General features: G+C 51.9%; 17 protein-coding genes. 3 read left to right on the forward strand and 14 right to left on the reverse strand.

All coding sequences use genetic code 11. The features are described 5' to 3' along the window. Positions 1-7: 7 nt before the first annotated feature. Genes trkH through pepQ form a run of 3 tightly spaced genes read right to left on the reverse strand, consistent with a single transcriptional unit; the run spans position 8 to position 3,438 of the window. The gene (gene trkH, locus Z042_RS02615) at positions 8-1,459 is read right to left on the reverse strand and encodes a Trk system potassium transporter TrkH (RefSeq protein WP_024912263.1); all 1,452 of its coding nucleotides are present in this window, start codon (positions 1,457-1,459) and stop codon (positions 8-10) included. 33 nt (positions 1,460-1,492) lie between these two features. Further along, positions 1,493-2,107 (reverse strand): IMPACT family protein, encoded by a 615-nt coding sequence (locus tag Z042_RS02620; RefSeq protein WP_024912264.1) that lies wholly within the window; start codon positions 2,105-2,107, stop codon positions 1,493-1,495. Beyond that, a complete protein-coding gene (gene pepQ, locus Z042_RS02625; protein ID WP_024912265.1) occupies positions 2,107-3,438 on the reverse strand; it encodes a Xaa-Pro dipeptidase in 1,332 nt (443 codons plus the stop codon). The genes Z042_RS02620 and pepQ overlap by 1 nt, the downstream gene beginning before the upstream one ends. Before the next feature lie 333 nt (positions 3,439-3,771). Between pepQ and fadB the strand changes: the two genes are divergently transcribed. Then, the gene (gene fadB, locus Z042_RS02630) at positions 3,772-5,964 is read left to right on the forward strand and encodes a fatty acid oxidation complex subunit alpha FadB (protein ID WP_024912266.1); all 2,193 of its coding nucleotides are present in this window, start codon (positions 3,772-3,774) and stop codon (positions 5,962-5,964) included. A gap of 10 nt (positions 5,965-5,974) precedes the next feature. After that, a complete protein-coding gene (gene fadA / locus Z042_RS02635) occupies positions 5,975-7,138 on the forward strand; it encodes an acetyl-CoA C-acyltransferase FadA (protein ID WP_024912267.1) in 1,164 nt (387 codons plus the stop codon). Positions 7,139-7,462: 324 nt separating this feature from the next. On the opposite strand, the gene fre is transcribed toward fadA, so the two are convergent. Genes fre through pepE form a run of 3 tightly spaced genes read right to left on the reverse strand, consistent with a single transcriptional unit; the run spans position 7,463 to position 10,515 of the window. Further along, positions 7,463-8,164, reverse strand: coding sequence for an NAD(P)H-flavin reductase (gene fre, locus Z042_RS02640; RefSeq protein ID WP_024912268.1), 702 nt, complete (start codon positions 8,162-8,164; stop codon positions 7,463-7,465). A 50-nt stretch (positions 8,165-8,214) separates the two neighbouring features. Continuing rightward, complete coding sequence (gene ubiD, locus Z042_RS02645; protein WP_037406433.1) at positions 8,215-9,735, reverse strand: 4-hydroxy-3-polyprenylbenzoate decarboxylase; 1,521 nt, start codon at positions 9,733-9,735, stop codon at positions 8,215-8,217. A gap of 54 nt (positions 9,736-9,789) precedes the next feature. Continuing rightward, complete coding sequence (gene pepE, locus Z042_RS02650; protein ID WP_024912270.1) at positions 9,790-10,515, reverse strand: dipeptidase PepE; 726 nt, start codon at positions 10,513-10,515, stop codon at positions 9,790-9,792. 244 nt (positions 10,516-10,759) lie between these two features. Between pepE and rfaH the strand changes: the two genes are divergently transcribed. Continuing rightward, positions 10,760-11,248, forward strand: coding sequence for a transcription/translation regulatory transformer protein RfaH (gene rfaH / locus Z042_RS02655; RefSeq protein WP_024912271.1), 489 nt, complete (start codon positions 10,760-10,762; stop codon positions 11,246-11,248). A 41-nt stretch (positions 11,249-11,289) separates the two neighbouring features. Here the strand turns inward: rfaH and hemB are convergent, their stop codons facing one another. From hemB to ubiE, 8 genes are all read right to left on the reverse strand, one after another. Then, entirely contained in the window at positions 11,290-12,312 is a 1,023-nt protein-coding gene (hemB, locus tag Z042_RS02660) for a porphobilinogen synthase (protein ID WP_024912272.1), read from the reverse strand. 14 nt (positions 12,313-12,326) lie between these two features. Then, the gene (gene tatD / locus Z042_RS02665; RefSeq protein WP_024912273.1) at positions 12,327-13,109 is read right to left on the reverse strand and encodes a 3'-5' ssDNA/RNA exonuclease TatD; all 783 of its coding nucleotides are present in this window, start codon (positions 13,107-13,109) and stop codon (positions 12,327-12,329) included. Positions 13,110-13,162: 53 nt separating this feature from the next. Further along, positions 13,163-13,936, reverse strand: coding sequence for a Sec-independent protein translocase subunit TatC (gene tatC / locus Z042_RS02670; protein ID WP_024912274.1), 774 nt, complete (start codon positions 13,934-13,936; stop codon positions 13,163-13,165). 3 nt (positions 13,937-13,939) lie between these two features. Continuing rightward, the gene (gene tatB, locus Z042_RS02675) at positions 13,940-14,482 is read right to left on the reverse strand and encodes a Sec-independent protein translocase protein TatB (protein ID WP_024912275.1); all 543 of its coding nucleotides are present in this window, start codon (positions 14,480-14,482) and stop codon (positions 13,940-13,942) included. 3 nt (positions 14,483-14,485) lie between these two features. Continuing rightward, the gene (gene tatE, locus Z042_RS02680; RefSeq protein ID WP_024912276.1) at positions 14,486-14,749 is read right to left on the reverse strand and encodes a twin-arginine translocase subunit TatE; all 264 of its coding nucleotides are present in this window, start codon (positions 14,747-14,749) and stop codon (positions 14,486-14,488) included. Between the two features lie 139 nt (positions 14,750-14,888). Further along, entirely contained in the window at positions 14,889-16,520 is a 1,632-nt protein-coding gene (gene ubiB / locus Z042_RS02685) for a ubiquinone biosynthesis regulatory protein kinase UbiB (protein ID WP_024912277.1), read from the reverse strand. Beyond that, positions 16,517-17,125 (reverse strand): ubiquinone biosynthesis protein UbiJ, encoded by a 609-nt coding sequence (gene ubiJ / locus Z042_RS02690; protein WP_024912278.1) that lies wholly within the window; start codon positions 17,123-17,125, stop codon positions 16,517-16,519. The genes ubiB and ubiJ overlap by 4 nt, the downstream gene beginning before the upstream one ends. Before the next feature lie 13 nt (positions 17,126-17,138). Next, the gene (ubiE, locus tag Z042_RS02695) at positions 17,139-17,894 is read right to left on the reverse strand and encodes a bifunctional demethylmenaquinone methyltransferase/2-methoxy-6-polyprenyl-1,4-benzoquinol methylase UbiE (RefSeq protein ID WP_024912279.1); all 756 of its coding nucleotides are present in this window, start codon (positions 17,892-17,894) and stop codon (positions 17,139-17,141) included. Positions 17,895-17,962: the final 68 nt, after the last annotated feature.

Below are 17,962 nucleotides of genomic sequence, written 5' to 3' on the forward strand. Positions count from 1 at the left end.
TATAGGATCACTCACGCCAGAATGTTGGCGTGAAAAGCACCAACAGCGTGAAAACTTCCAAACGGCCAAACAACATGGTGAGCACCAGTATCCATTTTGCCGGTGGCGGCATGGTAGTAAAGTTGTCAGCAACAACACCGAGGCCAGGCCCTAGATTGTTGAGCGTCGCCGTTACCGCGGCAAAAGCCGAAAAGTCATCCACCCCGGTTGCGATAATGGCCAGCATACTGACGATAAATACCAACGCATAAGCAGAGAAAAACCCCCATACCGCTTCAAGAATGCGTTCTGGCAATGCGCGATTACCCAACTTGATGGTGTAAACCGCATTTGGATGCACTAAGCGTTTCAATTCGCGCGAACCTTGCAAATACAGCAACAAAATGCGGATCACTTTCAGGCCACCGCCAGTTGAACCAGCGCAACCACCGATAAACGCAGAGCAGAGCAGCAACATTGGCAGGAACAATGGCCATTTAGCAAAACTGTCGGTAGTGAAACCCGCCGTTGTCGCCATCGAAACGACCTGGAAGAACGCCTGATTGATGGTCTCCATACCGCTTTTATAGATACCATGCCACCACAGTATCAGAGTGCATACCGCCACCAGAGTAAACTGCACAGCGATAAACATACGGAATTCTGGGTCGCGCCAATACACTTTCAAACTGCGCCCGCTCAACACGGCAAAATGCAAACCAAAATTACAGCCTGATATCAGCAAGAAAACAGCAATAATCGTGTTGATTGCCGGGCTGGCGTAGTAACCAACACTGGCGTCATGCGTGGAAAAACCGCCAATAGCAATGGTTGAAAAACTATGGCCGATGGCATCAAATACCGACATACCTGCCCCCCACAGCGCAAGCGCACAGGCAATAGTCAGTAGGACATAAATCAGCCATAGCGTTTTAGCGGTTTCGGCAATACGCGGACGCATCTTGTTATCTTTCAGCGGGCCAGGCATTTCTGCACGGTATAGCTGCATCCCCCCGACACCGAGAATCGGCAGTATTGCTACCGCCAGAACAATGATTCCCATCCCCCCCATCCATTGCAACATTTGACGATAGAACAGGATGGCCTTTGGCATAGAGTCCAACCCCACCAGCGTTGTCGCTCCCGTTGTCGTTAAGCCGGAAAAGGATTCAAAAAATGCATCGGTGAGAGAGAGGTTTGGCCGCTCAACAAACAGGAAAGGCAATGCTCCAACGCTGCCCAATACTGTCCAGAACAACACTACGATAAGGAAACCTTCACGGGGTTTTAACTCATTTTTCTGTTTACGGTTCGGCCACCACAACATCAGGCCAATCGTCAGTGCCACAAAGAAGGTCTGGCTGAATGCTCGCCCAGCGCCGTCGCGGTATATTAATGCCACCAGGCCGGGGATGAACATCGTCCCAGAAAACAATATGACCAATAGGCCCACGATACGGGTTATGGCGCGAAAATGCATTTCGGCACGATCCTTAGCAATTCAATTGGGGAATTATTGCGAAATAGGGGCTAATTGCAAATTACCGCGACTCAAATCACGTAATTTATTCCCAAACATCTCAACTTCTGTGACCGGTAAAGCCAAATACAGTGTAACAGCAACACCATATTCCCCATGCACAATCCGCCCCTCACTTTGTTGCAATAAATTTTCTATTAACGCTAACTGCGCATAATCGCACTGCAAAGTATATTCAAGCTGTGGGATTTTATTACTGACCGTCAATTGCTTCAGCGCCTGCTGCACACCACCGCCGTAGGCTCTCACCAACCCGCCAGTTCCCAATTTGATGCCCCCGTAGTAACGCACCACCACGGCAGTGATCTCGCCGATCCCACTCCCCATCAATTGAGCGAGGATAGGTTTGCCCGCCGTCCCCGAAGGCTCACCATCATCAGAAAAACCCAGCTGCTGCGAATCATCGGGCGCTCCAGCAACAAAAGCCCAGCAATGATGCCGGGCCGTTGGATGTTCCTCACGAACCTGCTGAATAAAAGCCTTAGCGGCGTCTACTCCACAGGTTGGTGCCAGCAATGTGATGAAACGGCTCTTTTTTATTTCTTCACTGACGCTGAGCACGGCTCCAGGGATCAGATAAGGTTGCATCAGGCCAGATGCAGATCGCGTGTCATGTTCTCAATACGCTTTTCATGGATCACAATATTGTCCTCAATACGGATACCTCCGTAAGGTTTCAGTGCATCAATACGATCCCAGGCAAAATGCTGGCTGAACTCACCACTGCGCCAAGGTGCTAACAGTGATTCAATAAAATACAGACCCGGCTCGATAGTCAGTACCATGCCTGGTTGCAACACCCGCGTACAGCGCAAGAAGGGGTATTTTGCTGGCGCCGCCAGGTGAGTACCATTTTCATCCTGCATAAAACCGGCGCTATCGTGAACCTGTAACCCAAGGGGATGGCCCAAACCATGCGGCAGAAATGGGCAGGTAATGCCTTGTTCTACTATCGCCTCTTCGCTGATACCACTCACCAGTTTGTGGTTTTTGAGCAGCTTGGCGATGCGTTGATGCATCTGCACATGATAATCGGTATAGCGTACCCCCGGTTTTATCGTCCCTATTAACGCCTGCTGTTCGTCGTTAAGGTCTTTCAGCAAATGCGCGAACGCATTACTACTTTGGCCGGCATAAGTACGTGTCAGATCGGCAGCATAACCGTTGTATTCCGCCCCAGCATCAATCAGGAAACTCCGAACCTCAGCCGGTGGCTGATGATCCAGCTTGGTGTAATGCAGCACCGCCGCATGTTCGTTTAAGGCAACAATGTTGTCATAAGGCACATCGGTATCACGATGACCAGTGGCGGTCAGATATGCCAGGTTGATATCGAACTCGCTCATGCCGGACAAAAAGGCTTCATGTGCGGCACGGTGGCCCGTCACTGCGGTCTTTTGTGCCTCACGCATACAGGCCAGTTCATAGCCGGTTTTGATCGAGCGATGAAAATCGAGGTAATTCAGTACCGCCTGTGAATTGATATTCTCAGAAACAATTCCAAGCTCGCGCGCACGCTGCTGGGCGTAACCGATATAGCCCACGCGTTCACGCTGCGGTGGAAGTTTGCCCGCGATATCGTTCGCATTAGCCAGCGGGAATAATTCAATAGATTTGGTCCAAAAGCTGTCCGGCAACGGTTCAACGCTATGCCAGTAATCTACTGGCGAGTAAAACCACAACTTCGGTTTGTTAACACCGTCCACCCACAACCAGCAGTTTGGTACAGAAGTGACAGGCACCCAGGCTTTGAAATTCGCATTCACCTTGAACGGATAGTGATGATCATCCAGAAATACCCGTTGCAGTTCCCCTGAATGGATCAGCAACGCATCCAGATTGTTGCGTTCTAATACTTCACGCACCCGATTTTGCAGCGTTGCCAAGTGCTCATTATATAAAGAAGCCAACGTTTCCATCACAGTACCCTTAATGCCCTCAAAACAGAATGCATTATCTTAGCACACTGAATTCTGGCTCCAACCCCATCACTCCTTGCTTGGGGAGTACTTCGCAAACTGCTGCAACCCCGTTACACCACGCGCTCGACATTTTAGAGAAATAACCGCACCAGAGCATTTATTCAGCGGCGGCAGAAAAAATATCTTAGAGTTATATCAATGAATTATTCACTTTCCATGTGATCAACCTTGCAAATATACAATCCCTTATTTGCATATTTTTAACATAAAAACCACAATCTTCAACATCTGGTCATACCAGATTACCTGCCGCTGATTCAGGAGATAGACATGCTCTACCAAGGCGAAACATTACAAGTACACTGGCTCGAAAATGGCATTGCCGAGCTGGTGTTCAATGCTCCAGGCTCAATCAACAAGTTGGATACCGGTACCGTCGCCAGCTTGGGTGAAGCACTCAGCGTGCTGGAGAAACAAACCGAGCTAAAAGGGTTACTGCTGCGCTCTTCCAAAGCCGCATTTATTGTCGGTGCCGATATCACCGAATTCCTTTCCTTGTTTGCCGCACCGGCTGAAAAACTGCATGAATGGCTGGTATTTGCCAATAGCGTTTTCAATCGATTGGAAGATTTGCCCGTACCAACCATTGCGGCCATCAACGGATATGCGCTCGGTGGAGGTTGTGAATGTATTCTAGCCACTGATTTTCGTGTAGCAGCGCCCGATGCCCGCATTGGCCTGCCGGAAACTAAACTGGGTATCATGCCCGGCTTTGGCGGTTCAGTTCGTTTGCCACGCCTGTTGGGTAATGACAGTGCGCTGGAAATCATTGCAGCGGGCAAAGATATTGGCGCTCAGGAAGCACTGAAAATCGGCCTAGTGAACGCAGTAGTCGCACCAGAAAAGCTGGTAGCTGCTGCGCTGAAAATATTGCAACAGGCGATAGACGGCCAACTTGACTGGCGTGCTTACCGGCAACCGAAGCTGGAGCCGCTGAAACTAAGCCCAATCGAAGCAGCCATGAGTTTCACCACCGCCAAAGGCATGGTGTTACAAACCGCCGGGAAACATTATCCCGCTCCCATGACCGCGGTAAAAACCATTGAAACCGCCGCTAAACTAGGCCGTGACGAAGCGTTAAAACTGGAAACCGCCAGCTTTGTCCCTTTGGCTCGCTCCAATGAAGCACGTGCCCTGGTTGGTATTTTCCTCAACGATCAGTTTGTGAAAGGCCAAGCGAAAAAGCTGGCAAAAAATGCAGAAGCGCCAAAACAGGCGGCAGTCTTGGGTGCCGGGATCATGGGAGGAGGTATTGCTTACCAATCCGCACTGAAAGGCGTACCGGTCATCATGAAAGACATTAATGACAAGTCCTTGATACTTGGCATGAATGAAGCCGCCAAGCTGCTGAACAAACAGCTGGAGCGTGGCAAACTGGACGGTTTGAAAATGGCTCAGGTGCTATCAACCATTCAACCTACACTGGATTATGCCGGTATCGAGCGTGCGCAACTGATTGTTGAAGCTGTAGTGGAAAACCCGAAAGTGAAGGCCGCTGTTTTGTCGGAAGTAGAAGGCTTAATCGGTGAAAACGTAGTATTAGCGTCCAATACTTCAACCATCCCGATTACTCAACTGGCCAAGTCGCTGCAGCGCCCGCAAAACTTCTGCGGCATGCATTTCTTCAATCCGGTACATCGCATGCCATTGGTTGAGATTATTCGTGGTGAGCAAACCAGCGACAGCACCATTGCTGCCGTAGTGGCCTATGCCACTCGCATGGGCAAAACGCCAATTGTGGTCAACGATTGCCCTGGTTTCTTTGTTAACCGTGTACTATTCCCCTATTTTGCTGGTTTCAGCCTATTACTGCGCGATGGGGCAGACTTCCGCCAAATCGACAAAGTGATGGAAAAACAGTTCGGTTGGCCGATGGGCCCGGCTTATTTACTGGATGTCGTTGGTATTGACACTGCCCATCATGCCCAGGCTGTAATGGCCGCGGGTTTCCCTGAACGTATGAGCAAAGATTACCGCGATGCTATTGACATTATGTTCGACCACCAGCGTTTCGGCCAGAAAAACCAGTTGGGTTTCTATCGTTACAGCCAAGACAGCAAAGGCAAGCCGCGTAAAGACAACGATGAGCAAACCGATACTCTGTTGGCAGAAGTAAGCCAACCACTGCAAACCATCAGCGCAGCAGAAATCATCGCCCGTATGATGATCCCGATGATCAACGAAGTGGTGCGCTGCTTGGAAGAAGGTATCGTCGCCAGCCCGGCAGAAGCCGATATGGCGCTGGTCTATGGCCTTGGCTTTCCGCCGTTCCACGGAGGTGTCTTCCGTTATCTGGATACGCTTGGCACTGCCAATTATGTCGAAATGGCACAGCGCTACGCTCATCTGGGAGCGCTGTATCAGGTGCCGGCAGGGCTGCGTGCCAAAGCTGAACGTAATGAAGGCTACTATCCGGTGGTGGCAGCAGCGCTGTCTGATATCTCCACTGGCCAACCGGTATGAGGTCATAAAGATGGAAAACGTAGTTATTGTTGATGCCGTACGCACACCGATGGGCCGCTCAAAAGGCGGTGCTTTCCGCCAGGTACGTGCTGAAGATCTCTCCGCTCACCTGATGCGGGCCGTGCTGAGCCGTAACCCGGCGCTGAATGCTGCCGAGATTGATGATATTTATTGGGGCTGCGTACAGCAGACGCTGGAGCAAGGTTTTAATATCGCCCGCAACGCGTCATTGCTGGCAGAAATCCCTCATAGCGTACCGGCCGTGACGGTGAATCGCCTGTGTGGTTCGTCTATGCAGGCTCTGCACGATGCTGCTCGCGCCATCATGGTCGGCGATGCACAGGTTAGCCTGATTGGCGGTGTTGAGCATATGGGCCACGTGCCGATGAATCACGGCGTGGACTTTCACCCAGGCTTGAGCCGTACCGTTGCCAAAGCCGCCGGGATGATGGGGCTGACTGCGGAAATGTTGGCCAAGATACATAACATCAGCCGTGAAATGCAGGATGAATTCGCTGCACGCTCACACCAGCGTGCCCACGCTGCCACCTTGGCTGGGTATTTCAAAAATGAAATTATCCCAACCAGCGGCCACGATGCCGATGGCGTGCTGACACGTTACGATTACGACGAGGTAATTCGCCCGGAAACCACCGTTGCCAGCCTGGCCGCGTTGCGCCCGGCCTTCGATCCCGTAAATGGCACCGTCACGGCGGGCAGTTCTTCGGCACTGTCTGACGGTGCTTCTGCGATGCTGCTCATGAGTGAATCACGCGCTAAAACGCTCGGTCTGAAAGCTCGTGCCCGCATTCGTTCAATGGCGGTAGTCGGGTGCGATCCTTCTATTATGGGCTATGGTCCGGTGCCAGCCAGCCAATTGGCTTTGAAACGCGCAGGCCTAAGCGTACAGGATATCGATCTGTTTGAATTAAATGAGGCTTTTGCAGCCCAGTCTCTGCCTTGTATCAAAGACCTCGGGCTGCTGGAAAGCATGGATGATAAGGTTAACCTGAACGGTGGGGCCATCGCGCTGGGCCATCCGCTGGGTTGCTCTGGTTCACGTATCTCCACAACCTTGCTGAATAACATGGAACGCCGCGACGTACAGTTCGGCCTGGCTACCATGTGTATTGGCCTGGGTCAGGGAATTGCAACGGTGTTTGAACGCGTTTAGCGGCGTCTGATTGGGTGCTCCCAAAGGGCATTCGCGAAGCGAAGATTGAGTTGCCGTACTTCCCGCCTGTCAGGGGCGGGTTTTTTGTGCCTGAAATCCACATTGCCTCTAACAAAAACGGCGCGCGCTTTTGGCTACCCCGTTTTCACTGCTGCGTGTTTATACCCCATGGATTTCAAGCTGGCCGCTCTTTCACGCCCATCCGCCCACGGCATTGGTACATCCTTGTACAGCACAGCCAGGCGGCGAGCGTAGGAGTCCCCAAGAGCTTACTCAAGTAAGTGACTGGGGTGACTACGTGAAGCCAAAAAGACGGCGGGTATATCAGATGAACGAGAAGGCATCACCATACATATGTGCTTCCAAAGCCCCCCGCTCGCTACAAAAACGCTCACGTGCAATTTTCGCCATCTCAAAACGCCCGGCGATATAGATATCATGCTCTGCCAGCGAACCAAAATCCTGCAAGACCGCGCTTAATACCGTACCACTGCGGCCGCGCCAATCACTCTCTGGCTGTTCAACCACCGGGATCACCTTCAGATTGGGATACTGTACTGAAATAGCTTCCAGTTCGCCGAGATCGTAAAGGTGTTTCAATTCACGCCCCCCCCAATAAATGGAAATATCACGATCCGGTTGCTGCTCCAGCGCGGTCAGCAAAATCGAACGCGCATAAGAGAAGCCGGTTCCGCCGGCGATCAGCACCAGTGGGCGGTTACCTTCTTCACGTAACCACGCATCACCGTGCGGAATATCAACGGTGATCGCTTGCTCTTTAAGGATACGATCCATCACCGCCATCGCGTATAAATTCAGTTCCGAAGCGCCGATGTGCAGTTCGATATAGCCCTGCTGTGTTGGTATAGAGGCCAAAGAAAACGGGCGTTTATCACGCTCGTCCATAACAACCATCAGGTATTGCCCGGCCTTGAACGAAAACGCGCCTTCAGGCACCAAACGTACCCGATAAACGGTATCGGTAATGGCCTCTACGGAGGTCACTTTACAGCTCAATATTGTCATGCGTTCCCTCTGTCAGGTCATTAATGCAAAACGGAGAACAAAGCCTGACGCTACAACGTCGGTTCTCTGTCACTGAATATGCCGAGTTCATCCCAAATTTCATCAACGCGCGCACGCACCCTCTCATCCATCTGAATCGGACGGCCCCACTCACGCTGGGTTTCTCCCGGCCATTTATTCGTAGCATCCAGGCCCATTTTCGAACCAAGACCAGAAACAGGCGAAGCGAAGTCCAGATAATCAATTGGCGTATTCTCCACCATCACGGTATCCCTTGCCGGGTCCATGCGGGTGGTAATGGCCCAAATCACGTCATTCCAGTCACGCGCATTCACATCATCATCGCAGACGATCACAAATTTGGTATACATGAACTGCCGCAAGAATGACCAAACGCCCATCATTACGCGTTTGGCATGCCCCGCATACTGTTTTTTAATGGTCACTACCGCCATACGGTACGAACATCCCTCTGGCGGCAGATAAAAATCCACAATTTCTGGAAACTGTTTTTGCAGGATCGGCACAAAGACTTCGTTTAGCGCCAGCCCCATTACCGCCGGTTCATCCGGCGGGCGCCCTGTATAGGTTGAGTGATAAATAGGGTTCCGCCGCTGGGTAATATGGGTAACGGTGAATACCGGGAAGTGGTCGATCTCGTTATAATAGCCGGTATGATCGCCATAGGGGCCTTCTGGTGCCATTTCACCCGGTTCGATATACCCTTCCAGCACAATCTCTGCACTGGCTGGTACTTCAAGATCGCAAGAGAGGCACTTAACCACTTCGGTTTTATTGCCGCGCAACAGCCCGGCAAAAGCATATTCGGAAAGGTTATCCGGCACCGGCGTTACCGCACCGAGAATAGTGGCGGGATCGGCACCCAAGGCAACAGCAACCGGGAAACGTTCACCAGGATGTGCCTGGCACCATTCCAGATAATCCAGCGCGCCACCGCGATGCGACAACCAGCGCATAATCAATTTATTCCGCCCTAATACCTGCTGGCGGTAGATACCGAGATTCTGGCGCTCTTTATGCGGGCCACGCGTGACAGTCAGCCCCCAGGTCACCAGCGGCGCAGCATCTTCCGGCCAACAATGCATGACCGGGATACGTCCCAAATCAACATCATCTCCCTGCCACACCTGTTCCTGGCAGGGGGCAGACCCCAACACCTTGGTTGGCATATTGAGCACTTGCTTGAATTTGGGAACTTTATCAAACAGATCGCGGAAGCCTTTCGGTGGTTCCGGCTCTTTAAGGAACGCCAACAGTTTGCCCACTTCACGCAACGCACTGACGTCTTCCTGCCCCATCCCCATCGCCACACGTTTAGCCGTACCAAACAAATTACACAGCACCGGCATATCGTAACCCTTCGGGTTTTCAAACAACAACGCCGGGCCGCCCGCACGCAGGGTACGATCGGCAATTTCTGTCATTTCCAGATAGGGATCAATCGGCTGGCTGATGCGTTTTAATTCCCCTCTCTTTTCCAGCAACGAGAGGAAATCGCGTAAATCACGGTATTTCATGCTGATCATTATAACGGCCAGTAGGGAGGGCATTATAGGCCCTCTTCACAGTTGTTGCTGCAATTTTGTTAAACGGGAATCAACACATCAGTGACAAATGAATGGCACCAATGGGCGTAATGCCAAGGTGTCATGGTATTCCTGCGTTTCTACCCCATGGCGGAACACCTTAAACCCTTGCTGTTTGGCACTGAAGTAATGCAGATCGTTGCCACTAACGTGCAACAGGCTGCCTTCGCGTAATGCCACAACGGATTCACTTGGGTTAACCGCACAAAACTCTGCCAGACGTTCATCACGGGTTTCCCCCATGTGGCCACTGATATGAGCATCAATATAGTGTGGGTTAATCTGTACTGGGAACAAACCCAGTGCGGGTAGCACCGCACTATTGCGTACCGGCATATCATTGGTGGTACGGATACTCGGTGTTGCCACGTTACAACCCGCACTCCAACCAACATAAGGTACATGGCGTTCACGCACTGCACGCTGGATCGGCACAATCAAGCCATTTTCGTGCAACATCTGATTCAGCATCCAGGTATTACCACCGCTGATCAAGATACATTCGGCCTGCACGATCGCTGCCGCCGGAGACTCGGCATGATGAATACTGGTCACATTGATCCCCAGTACCTGAGTCAGTTCTTGCGCACGCTGATCATAGTCGTTACGGATCAGCGCATAGGGGATGAGTATCGCAGAACGAATATTACGGCGTTCAATCATCGCCAGCAGTTGGCTTTTGGCATAACCGAGCAACTCTGCTTCACCGGAAAGTTTGCCGTTACTCAGTAAAAACAGCTCCATATTTCTCCCTCAATCCAAGAATAATAATGACGCCACATTGGCATATCTGGCACGTTTACCATACTGTGACAATAGCAAATTTAGAGCCTACATTTATACCGGAGCCACGCAGATAAGTGTGTGACTTTACTCTGATTGCGGGTACCCACGCAGACAAAGTGATAATAAAGGAAAGATTAGCGTCACTAGGTATCCGTAGTGGCTTTTGGTATGCTTAACGGCTGACAGAAAGGCATGTGAAATTATGGAATCTTGGTATTTACTTTATTGTAAGCGCGGCCAACTTTTGCGGGCACAAGAACATCTGGTCAGGCAAGAGGTGAAATGCCTGAGCCCACTGATCGCTCTGGAAAAGATCGTTCGTGGCAAGCGCACGGTGCTCAATGAGCCGTTGTTCCCTAACTACCTGTTCGTTGAATTCGATCCAGAGCGCATTCACACTACGACGATCAGCGCAACGCGAGGTGTCAGCCATTTTGTGCGTTTTGGCGCTTTGCCAGCACTCATTCCGTTACAGGTCATCGAAGAACTTCAGGCACATAGCGATAAACATCATATTGATCCGCAAACGCCACAGCCAGGCGACGTCGTTTTAATTACTGATGGAGTATTTGAAGGCCTGCAAGCAATTTACACCGAACCCGATGGCGAAGCGCGTTCTATGCTGCTGTTGAAACTGCTCAACCAGCAAGTTAGCCAAAGCATTGATAACCGGCAATTCCAGAAGCTGTAATACGCGCAGGCACCCACAGGTGCCTGCTTGATTATTAACGATTAACGCTGCATCGTTTCATCATGCAACCACTGCGCTACACGCTTGGCGAAGTAGGTCAGCACACCATCCGCCCCCGCACGTTTGAAACACATCAAAGACTCCATTACGGCTGGCTGTTCCTGTAGCCAACCATTCTGAATCGCGGCCATGTGCATCGCATACTCGCCAGAAACCTGGTAGGCAAAAGTAGGGACACCAAAGGATTCTTTTACACGGCGCACCACGTCCAGATATGGCATACCTGGTTTTACCATCACCATATCCGCTCCTTCTTGCAGGTCTTGCATAATTTCCTGCAACGCTTCATCACTGTTGGCCGGGTCCATCTGATAGGTCTTTTTATTGCCGCCTTTCAGGTTGCCACTAGAGCCCAACGCATCACGGAACGGGCCGTAGTAGCAAGAGGCGTATTTGGCGGAATACACCATAATCAGGGTATTCACCCACCCCTGCTGCTCCAATCGATCGCGGATCGCACCAACGCGGCCATCCATCATGTCGCTGGGTGCCACAATCTCCGCCCCGGCTTCCGCATGAGACAGCGCCTGGCGCACCAGAATTTCTTTGCTGATGTCGTTAACCACATAACCATGTTCATCGATCACCCCGTCCTGCCCATGCGAAGTGTAAGGATCGAGCGCCACATCGGTCAGGATCCCCAATTCAGGTACAGCGTCTTTCAACGCACGCACGGTGCGCTGCACCAGGCCATCAGGATTATAGGCTTCTTCCGCATGCAGTGATTTCAAACCGGGCTCAATCACCGGGAATAAGGAGATCACCGGCACACCGAGTTTGGCAATGATTTCAGCCTCTTTGAGCAACAGATCGATCGTCATACGCGACACACCAGGCATGGAGGCAACCGTTTCCTGACGGTTGCTGCCTTCCATGACAAACACCGGGTAAATCAGGTCATTCACCGTCAATTGATTCTCTGCCACCAAACGACGGCTGAAATCATGACGGCGCATACGGCGCATACGGCGGCCAGGGAACGTACCCGGAAATGCATAACTCATCATTTTCTCCTCACTCATACCAGCCGGAACAACCGGCGAGCGTTTTCATCAGTTTTTCTGCCTAGCCACTCGGGATCTTCCTGCCGCCAAACAGCAACCTGGCGGACGATATGGGGCAAAAAACAAGGTTCATTGCGGCGAGATGCCGGTTTTGGGTGCAGATCCCGGGGCAACAGATAGGGAGCATCGGTTTCCAACAACAGACGATCGGCAGGAATTTGCGGCAATAAAGCCCGCAACGCCAAGCCACGGCGCTCATCACACACCCAGCCTGTGATACCGATCGATAGACCCAGCGCCAAACAATAGGCCAGTTCGCTCGCCGTGCCGGTAAAACAATGCACCACCGCGGCGGGCAGCTTATCTAACCAAGGTGTCAACAGTGCGGCAAAGCGTGCGTGCGCCTCGCGGCAGTGCAGGAATACCGGTAAATTCAGCTCTGCCGCTAACGCCAGTTGCGCACTGAATGCGGCTTCCTGCTGTGCCGGGGTGGAGAAGTTACGGTTAAAATCCAGCCCGCACTCCCCAATTGCCACGACTTCAGGCCGCAATGCAAGCTGGCGAATTTGCTGCGCCACATCCTCGTTCCAACTGCTGGCATCATGAGGATGAACCCCCGCCGTCGCCCAACAATAACCACGCTGTTGCTGAGCCAGTGCGCTAGCGGCTGCGCTCTGGTGAGCATTGGTGCCAGTGATCAGCATACCCGTGACGCCCGCCAGACGAGCACGTTCAACCACCTGCTGGCCATCTTTGGTAAACTGTGAACTGGTAAGGTTAACGCCGATATCAAACATGGTTTTTCCAAAGCAAAAACCGCCCATCAGGGCGGCTCAGAAACCAACAAATCTCAGGATGCTGGCGGTTCTTCTTCACCTTCATCTTCTTCTGCGGCGGCTGGCCGCCGTTTACCTACGTAGAAACGGGCACAGAAGACTCCGACCTCAAACAGCAGATACATCGGGATCGCCAACAGGGTTTGCGAAAACACATCAGGTGGCGTCAACAACATGCCCACCACGAAAGCGCCAACCAGCACATAGGGGCGCTTCTTACGCAGATCTTCCGGCGTTGTCACGCCACTCCAGCACAGCAGAATAATCGCCACTGGCACTTCAAACGCCACGCCAAACGCCATAAACAGCGCCATGACAAAGTTAAGGTAGTTGCTGATATCGGTCGCAATCAGCACCCCTGCGGGTGCCGTTTTCGCAAAGAAGCCGAAGGCCAGTGGGAATACCACAAAGTAGGCAAACGCCATTCCCAGATAAAACAACAGGCTGCTGGACACCAGCAAAGGCACCATCAGACGGCGTTCGTGTTTATACAGTGCTGGCGCGATAAACGCCCAAACCTGATAAAGGAGCAACGGTGCAGCAACAAACACCGACACCATCATCGTCAGTTTAATCGGGGTAAAAAACGGGGAAGCCACGTCGGTGGCAATCATGCTTGCTCCGGCTGGCAACTGCTTGATCAGTGGCGCAGACACCAACTGATAAATATCGTTGGCAAAAAATACCAACACGATAAAGATCACCAGCACGCTGATAATCGAATTCAACAGCCGCTTACGCAGTTCGATCAAATGACTGATCAGCGGTTGGGTATCTTCAACGGCCATGTTTTAACGTTCGCCACTAGATTGTTGAGATGCAGGTGTTTTATCCACCACAGGTTCTTGCATAATCGGCGTTGCTGCGGCTGTGACCACTTGCGAGGTTGCCGTTGCGGGAGCTTCCACCGTTGACGCAACGGCAGGCTCTGCCGGTGCTGGCACAGCAATCGGCACCGACTCGGGGGTGATGCCATCATGAAGCGCTTCAGGATCGGTCGCAGTGGGATGATGGATCGTGGGCAATGGCTTATCAGGTTCGCCTTGATAAGAGCGCTTTAGGGATTCTGCGGCCTCTTTCAACTCATCCATTGATGCTTTGAGTTCCGGCGTCAGGTTCTGCAAACCGGCCTGCTCTGCCTTTTTCAAGCTTTCCTGCAATTCCTGCAATTTCAGTTCCTGCGAAAGCTCATTCTGCACTGACGCCGCCAAAGAACGCAGCGCGCGCACCCAGCCCGCAACTGTCCTGACCGCCACTGGTAGCCGTTCCGGCCCGAGCACAACCAAGCCGATCACCAACACCAGCAGCAGTTCACCAAACCCAATGTCAAACACGGTTTATACCTGCTCTTTATTCTTCGACTCTTCGGTTTTCACTTCCGACTGCTTATCAGTGATAGGCTTAGCCGTAAAGTCAGCATCCTCAAGGCTACTTTTCTCAGCAGTGTTGCTGGGTGGCGTACTGTCATCGCCCATCGCCTTTTTGAAGCCTTTGATTGAAGCGCCAAGATCAGAACCCAGCGTACGGAGCTTTTTGGTACCAAACAACAGCACCACGATCACCGCAATGACCAACAATTGCGTAATACTAATACCGCCCATTCCAGTTACCTCATATTAAGGGGTTATTTCACGTTGCCGCATTATACCTCTATTACATGAATTTGCAGCGTTGCTGGCACAAGGCCTGGCTGAAAACTCTGACTACATACGGCCACGTTTAATCGGGTTTTGCCTTCATTCAGGTGGTGCGCCGCCAACCTACCCCCCAGGCGAGCACGCCTGCGGCCATCAACCATACGGGTAGCACCTCAATGCCCCCCAGCAGCAAAATCGTACCACTGACTAACAGCGTAGCGCCAACCCCAAACAAATACCGTGATTGCCCTTGGCGAACACGTTGTGCCTGCATCTGGCTGGTGAGCTTATCCACACTTTGTTGCAGCAGTTTATGTTGTTGCAGACTATCGTAAAATAATTCCGGCAACTCGGGTAGTTTCTCCGCCCAAAACGGCGCTTTTTCTTTCAGTGCGCGCATCACGGCCGGAATACCGACCTGATCGCGCAACCAGCTTTCCAGGAATGGCTTTGCCGTAGTCCAGAGATCCAACTGCGGATAAAGCTGGCGCCCCAACCCCTCAACATACAGCAGGGTTTTCTGTAATAACACCAGCTGCGGCTGCACTTCCATATTGAAACGACGCGCTGTATTGAACAAATTCAACAGCACGTTACCAAACGAAATTTCTGCCAACGGCTTTTCAAAAATTGGTTCACAGACGGTACGAATCGCAAATTCGAAATCTTCCACATTGGTATCACGCGGCACCCAGCCGGAGTCAACGTGTAATTCCGCCACCTTACGGTAATCACGGTTGAAAAAAGCGATAAAATTTTCTGCCAGATAGCGTTTATCGTCTTTATTCAGCGAGCCCACGATGCCGCAATCAATACCGATATAACATGGGTCCTGCGGGTGCTTGTAGCTGACAAAAATATTGCCCGGATGCATATCTGCATGGAAGAAACTGTCGCGGAATACCTGAGTAAAGAACACCTGTACACCACGTTCTGCCAACAGCTTCATATTGGTACCCTGCTTTTCCAAGGCATCAATATCTGAAACCGGAATCCCGTAAATCCGCTCCATCACCAACACGCTTTCACGGCAGTAATCAGAATAGATTTCAGGGATGTAGAGCATCGGGCTACCGTCAAAATTGCGGCGCAGCTGGATAGCATTTGCCGCTTCACGCAGCAGATTCAGCTCATCCAACAGGGTTTTTTCGTATTCACGCACCACTTCACGCGGGCGCAGGCGGCGGCCATCCGGCATCAACTTCGGCACCCAGCCAGCCAAGCGATACATCAACCGCACATCTGCCTTGATAATCGGCCCAATATCCGGGCGAATCACTTTCAGCACCACTTCCTGCCCGGTGCTTTTCAACCGTGCAGTATGCACCTGCGCGATAGAGGCCGATGCCAGCGCCTGCTGATCAAAATCATCAAACCAGGTTTCCAGCGGGCCGCCCATCGCCTGTTCAATATGTTGACGTGCCAACGCTCCATCAAACGGAGCTACGCGGTCCTGTAACAGCGTCAGTTGATCGGCAATGTGCGGCGGGAACAAATCGCGGCGGGTCGACATCATCTGGCCGAACTTGATCCAGACCGGGCCCAGTTCCTGCAACGCCAAGCGTAAACGTTCACCCAAGGGTTTGTCTTTATGACGATTCGGCAACCAGAACAGCAGGCGGCGGCCAAAACGCAATGGCAGCGTCAGGCGCATTTTGGGAATCAGTTCATCCAAGCCATAACTAAGGAAAACGCGCACAATCAAATACAGGCGGCATAGTTCGCCAGGGGTCATCGTTTACCCTCCAACTGATTCATGCGGGCGAGCAGTTTCTCCGCACTACGGGCAATGGCATCAACCTCTTCGTTAAACCACACCACTTCAAGCGTTCCTGGCGCCATACGCCATTCTTCTGTCAAGGTTTCCGCCATATATTGCTGTTGGCGCTGTAAACCTGATTTAAACCGCTCGGCACCTTTGCCCACAAACTGACTGATCCCCTGTGCAGCAATATCGCCAATATAAGGCGCCAGCCATTCCGCCGGGTCCCACTCTGCCAAATCGAGCAACCCTACCAACTGTTGCACCACCTGAATATCGCCTTCGACAATCAACTCGCCGCTGCGCATCAACGGAGAAAGCTGCTGACGATCGCGCAATTTCAACAACACGGATACCCGGGTTTGCACCGTGCAATCCGCGTTATCTTCAGATTGACCAAGCACATCAATGCGTTGATCGCTGAACACTAGCACCAGCGGCGCATTGAACTCCTGTAACTCGATGCGCAACACCTTGCCCGCCAAGCGCTGGCGAGCAGCCTTCATACTGTGATCGCGGAACAGCAGGCTATTGAGCGAGGTTTCCAACACTCCGGTCAAGAATGGGGTGAACAGCATCGGCATTTCCATATCAGAACTTAAAGCCCCGGTGCAGGGCAACAATGCCACCGGTCAGGTTAAAATAGCTGACATTATCGAAACCGGCACTTTCCATCATCCCTTTCAAGGTGTCCTGATCGGGGTGCATGCGGATCGATTCCGCCAAATAACGGTAACTGTCTGGATCGTTCACCACAAGTTCACCAATTTTGGGTAACACGTGGAAAGAGTAGGCATCGTAAGCTTTGCTTAACGGTTCCAACAGCGGTTTAGAAAACTCCAGCACCAACAGGCGGCCACCCGGTTTCAGCGCGCGGAACATTGAGCGCAGAGCCTTGTCTTTATCGGTGACGTTACGCAGGCCAAAAGAGATAGTGATGCAATCGAAATAATTGTCTGGGAATGGCAAGGCTTCAGCATTGGCCTGCACATAATTAATGTTGCCAACGATGCCGCGGTCGCGCAGCTTATCACGCCCCATTTTCAGCATCGAATCGTTGATATCCGCCAGCACCACCTGCCCTTGCTCACCCACCATGCGTGAGAACTTGGCAGCGAGATCGCCGGTTCCACCCGCCAGATCCAGTACGCGCTGGCCACGACGCACACCACTGCAATCAATGGTAAAACGCTTCCAGATACGATGAATACCAAACGACATCAGGTCGTTCATTACGTCATACTTTGCGGCTACCGAGTGAAAAACGTTCGCCACCATGGCCTGCTTTTCGTCTCTTGCCACAGTGCGAAAGCCGAAATCGGTGGTTTCCTGCGCTTGGTCTGCCATTATCCTGCCTGCTCTGCCGTCAATTTAGTGTTGTGGAGTGTACCAGAAACCCACGAAATACCCCACCT

Origin of the sequence: Chania multitudinisentens RB-25 (assembly GCF_000520015.2) — a bacterium.
Classification (GTDB): Bacteria; Pseudomonadota; Gammaproteobacteria; order Enterobacterales; family Enterobacteriaceae; genus Chania; species Chania multitudinisentens.